A 4,121-nucleotide genomic window follows, 5' to 3' on the forward strand; every position below is an offset into this window, starting at 1 on the left:
CTGGAACCCCTTCATTCGCCGCGTCGAGGGCGAGGCGCGCGTCGGCGCGCGGCTGCGCGTGACGGTGCAGCCGCCGGGCCGGCGCGCGATGACGTTTCGGCCGACCCTCCGGGTGGCCGAACCGGGGCGCGAGCTGCGCTGGCTGGGCCATCTGCTGCTGCCCGGCCTGTTCGACGGCGAGCATGCCTTCATCCTCGAGCCGAGCGGCGCCGGCTGCCGGCTGCGCCACGAGGAGACATTTCGCGGGCTTCTCGTTCCGGCCTTCGGCGCCATGCTCGACGACACGGCAAGGGGCTTCGCGATCCTGAACGCCGCGCTACGGCAACGCGCCGAAGGTACTGCGACGCACTGAAACTTGCCTGGGTCGACGTCGCGCAGGATGTTCCCCGTCCGCTGAAGTCCGGATCAAGCCGCAGACCGTGTAGATCTGCGGCGGTTTCAATGGCATGGCATGTGGGCGATCCTGACGCGCTCCGGGGCGTTCGCCGGAGCGATCAACTATCATGCCAGGAACCTCGGAAACCGGCGCTTGGCGCTGGGCTGGATACTCTCTCCCAGGTTCTGGCGCCAGGGCCTGATGACCGAGGCGGCCGGGATCGTGCTGCATCATTGCTTATCGCAGATGAATACGCATCGCATTGGAGCCGCGATCGAGGCGGAGAACATCGCCTCTCGCAGGCTGGCGACGAAGCTCGGGTTCACCCGGGAAGGCGAGCTGCGCGATTGGCTGTGGGTCGATGGGAAGCCGCGCAGCGTTCTCCTGTACAGCCTGCTGCAGCCGGAAATTTCGAAAGCAGCCTGAGACTCGTGCAAGGCCTGAAAGGCGGATCGAGCGGCCGACTGCGTCGCTCGGAGCGCCGCGGTGACAATCCCCTCAGGTTACTGGAAGCCCTGCAGCCCGCAGGATGACGCGAGAAACGTGCCACAAGGGACTGAGAGGTTCCTCCCCCTTCGTTCCTTCCATTCGTCCGCCGACGATGTAGATGGAAAAGTACGTGTCCGGCATGTTCTTGAGCAGCTGCTGCCTGCTCCAGCCGTGCGTTCGCTTGAGAATGGAGCTGACGTATCGTTGATGAAACTCCGCCGCCAGGAGAACGCAGGGAAGCTGCGCATGATCGAGCTCGCGGTCTCCCGTGGGCTTGCTCTTGCCGATTCCCTCCAGGTGATTGAACTCGACGACATGGTGCGATTGCGGCGTCTGGCTCTCCCAAAAGGTCCTGACGTTTTCCCTGCGATCACTGATCCGATTGGTCATCTCGGCATTCGCCGGCCTGGCGGGAGCGGTAAGCTCTCTCACCCGCTGGTCGCTGAAGTCCGTCGCGGCGTTCTTGCCCTTGACGGTGTCGCCGTATGACTCTTGCCGCTCCAGGTCTATGGGTGGCACGTCGGTGTCGCGAAAGCCCAGGCGAACGTGGCACTTGGCGAGGAACGCCTGCGCCGAGGGGGCGGTTCGCAGAGCCGTGGCCAGTCTGGTCTGGTCCTTGTAGCGCCCGATCATCCAGTGCGTGCTGGGGCTCAATTTGGGGACAGGCAGCAGAACGGCCTTGCCATATCCGGGCGTATCAACCGTTCGAGCGCCGGGGATTTCCTCGATGTCGCTCCACAAGGTCATGGTCGCTCCACAAGGTTCCGCAAAAACTAGCACGAACCGTGCGGCGGGTCACTTTGCCCGGCAGTCCTGGTGTGGCCCGAATTGCGACATCTTCGTCGGCGGCAATGTCGTGACAAACCGCCTCGCCGTTCGTAGAGGGGTGATCTGAACCGAGGAAACCCATGCGCACGACCACACTTTCGCGCCGCCGGCTGATGGCGGCATCGGCTTTTACGCTCGCGCTGCCCGCCGCGGCCGGCGCGCAGGCCTGGCCGGCCAAGCAGATCCGAATGATCGCACCCTATCCGCCGGGCGGCGGCGTCGACACCGTGTCGCGCGCCTTCTCCGAGAAGGTGTCGGCGAAGATCGGCCAGCCTATCGTGGTCGACAACCAGCCGGGCGCCGGTGCTACCATCGGCGGCGCCGCCTTGGCGCGCAGCGCGCCCGACGGCCACACGCTGATGGTCGGCAGCATGGTCGACTATTCGATCGCGCCGTACTTCCATCAGAATCTCAGCTTCGACATGGCGAAGGATTTCGTGCCGATCCTCGAGATCGGCAACGGCACCATCGCGGTGCTGGTGACGCCGAGCCTGCCCGTGACCAGCGTCAAGGAGCTGGTCGCCCTCGCCAAGTCCAAGCCCGGCCAGCTCTCCTATGCCTCGTCGGGCTTCGGCGGACTGATCCATCTCAACTACGAGATGCTGAAGCAGATGACCGGCGCGGAGATGACCCACGTGCCCTACAAGGGCACCAGCTTCTTCCAGGCCGACCTCTACGAGGGTCGCGTCCAGGTCTCGATCGACAACGTGCTGGCCCACCTGCCTCACATCGCCTCGGGCAAGGTGCGCTGCCTCGCCGTCACCAGCCGGACGCGCTCGCCGCTGCTGCCCGACGCGCCGACCATGGCGGAGGCTGGCATGCCGGGCTTCGAATCGGCGACCAACTACACGCTGTTCGCGCCCAAGGCCGTGTCGCCCGACATCGTCGCCCGGCTGAACCGGGTCGGCAACGAGGCGATCGGCGAGGCCGAGTTCCGCGAGCGCATGCTGAAGCTCGGCATCGTGATCTCCGGCGGCCCGCAGGCCGACGTGCTGGCGAAGATGCCCGCCGAGATGAAGCGCTGGGCCGACGTGATCGTGAAGGGCAACATCAAGCCCAGCTGACGATGGGCGCATCCGGGCGGATCCGACTGCGACGATCGAGAAGCCGCTGAAGTATCGCCGACCACACCCACCCAGAGGCTGGTGCACGGGTTCGAATGCCGTAGGGCGCGCGCGTGATCTCCTCGCGAACGAGCATATTGAGGCGGTCTCACGATGCGGCCGCTTCATAGCGGCGAGCAAGGGGGGCGTCACTGGTCTCGTGCCCATGCGGCGTTGTAGGGTACGCGGTTCCGAAGAGCGGATTATCTCCTCATGCCGCAGATCAACCGCAGGCGCGACGTCTTCATCTGCTTCTCGAAAGCGCGGCCAGGCGAGGCCAAGGTCGCGATATCCCTGAAAGACGTGCTTGAACAGCACGACCTGTTCGCGTTCGAGTACGAAGACTGGAGCTGGATCGGGGGCGATCCCGGCCTCGAGGCCGACGTCGATCGCGGCAAGCTGCGGCAGATGCTGACGACGTGCTCGGTTGTCGTGCTGATCTCACCGCACGAGGGCGAGGCGAGCCCCGGTGTTCAGACTGAAATCGCGGAGCTGCGCGCCTGCGGCAGCCCGGTGATCCTGCTGCACTGGTCGCCAGGCGGTTGGAACCCGATCCTCCAACCCCAACGATTCGAGGGGCTGAACGTCATTTGGGCGTACGAAGGGCGGTCGATGCCCGGGCGTGACGTGGCGGATAACCAGTGCGAGTTCCTGGCCAAACAACTGGCCGCGGGGGCGTGGCTCGCCTGTCAGGTGCGGCACCTGCACGCAGAACACGCAACGACCGGTGGCGCGCTGCTCGCGTCGCTTCCGCAGGCATCGCAGCATGCCCTGCTGAATTTCCGGCTGCAGCAGTCCGACGACACGGCAATGAGTGACGAGGACGTCGGGGTTGCGGCGCTTGCATCCGACGTGGCCGGGCGAGCGACGCCGAGTGCGCTCCGAGGCTTCCTGAGCTTCTGGCGCGGCGGCGCGGATCTGATGGCGGCCACCGTCGCACGGGAGTCGAGGTTCTCGTTGATCCGTCCGCTGAAGGCGTTCGCGGCCGCGGGTGAAGCGCTCGCCGACTCGGCGGCCGAGCGGCTTGGCTCCGACGATGTCTCTGGCGCGACGGTCAAAGAGCGTGGCCTGATGCTGATCCGGCTGAACCGCATCGACGAGGCAATCGCCACGCTCACTCGCGCTTTCGACCGCGTGCCTGCGAACGAGCGGTTCGAGGTGTGGCAGGCGTTGGCTATTGCCTACCAGGAGACGGATCGCGGCCGCGCGATCGACTGTTTGACGTCCGCGATCGATTGCGCCCCGGGTCCGGAGATTGCGAGTACGCTGTGCTACAATCGTGGTGTGATGCGGCTCGAGGCCGGCCAGCGGCAGCCGGCGATCGA

At 65.8% G+C, this 4,121-nt stretch carries 4 protein-coding genes and 1 pseudogene; 4 read left to right on the forward strand and 1 reads right to left on the reverse strand.

Annotation, left to right across the window (positions count from 1 at the left end):
• On the forward strand, positions 1 to 352 hold a 352-nt coding region (locus tag AB7O82_RS37595), incomplete at its 5' end, for an SRPBCC family protein (protein WP_428621858.1).
• Between the two features lie 63 nt (positions 353 to 415).
• Positions 416 to 802, forward strand: a pseudogene (locus tag AB7O82_RS37600) (GNAT family N-acetyltransferase); the annotation flags it as partial.
• 72 nt (positions 803 to 874) lie between these two features.
• Here AB7O82_RS37600 and AB7O82_RS37605 read toward each other — a convergent pair.
• A complete protein-coding gene (locus tag AB7O82_RS37605; RefSeq protein ID WP_428555353.1) occupies positions 875 to 1,612 on the reverse strand; it encodes a hypothetical protein in 738 nt (245 codons plus the stop codon).
• 161 nt (positions 1,613 to 1,773) lie between these two features.
• Here AB7O82_RS37605 and AB7O82_RS37610 point away from each other — a divergent pair, with 161 nt between their 5' ends.
• Positions 1,774 to 2,757, forward strand: a complete 984-nt coding sequence (locus AB7O82_RS37610; protein WP_428555350.1) for a Bug family tripartite tricarboxylate transporter substrate binding protein — start codon at positions 1,774 to 1,776, stop codon at positions 2,755 to 2,757.
• Positions 2,758 to 3,009: 252 nt separating this feature from the next.
• The coding region (locus AB7O82_RS37615) for a hypothetical protein (RefSeq protein WP_428621860.1) at positions 3,010 to 4,121 on the forward strand (1,112 nt) is incomplete at its 3' end.

The organism is Reyranella sp. (assembly GCF_050185545.1).
Lineage (GTDB): Bacteria > Pseudomonadota > Alphaproteobacteria > Reyranellales > Reyranellaceae > Reyranella.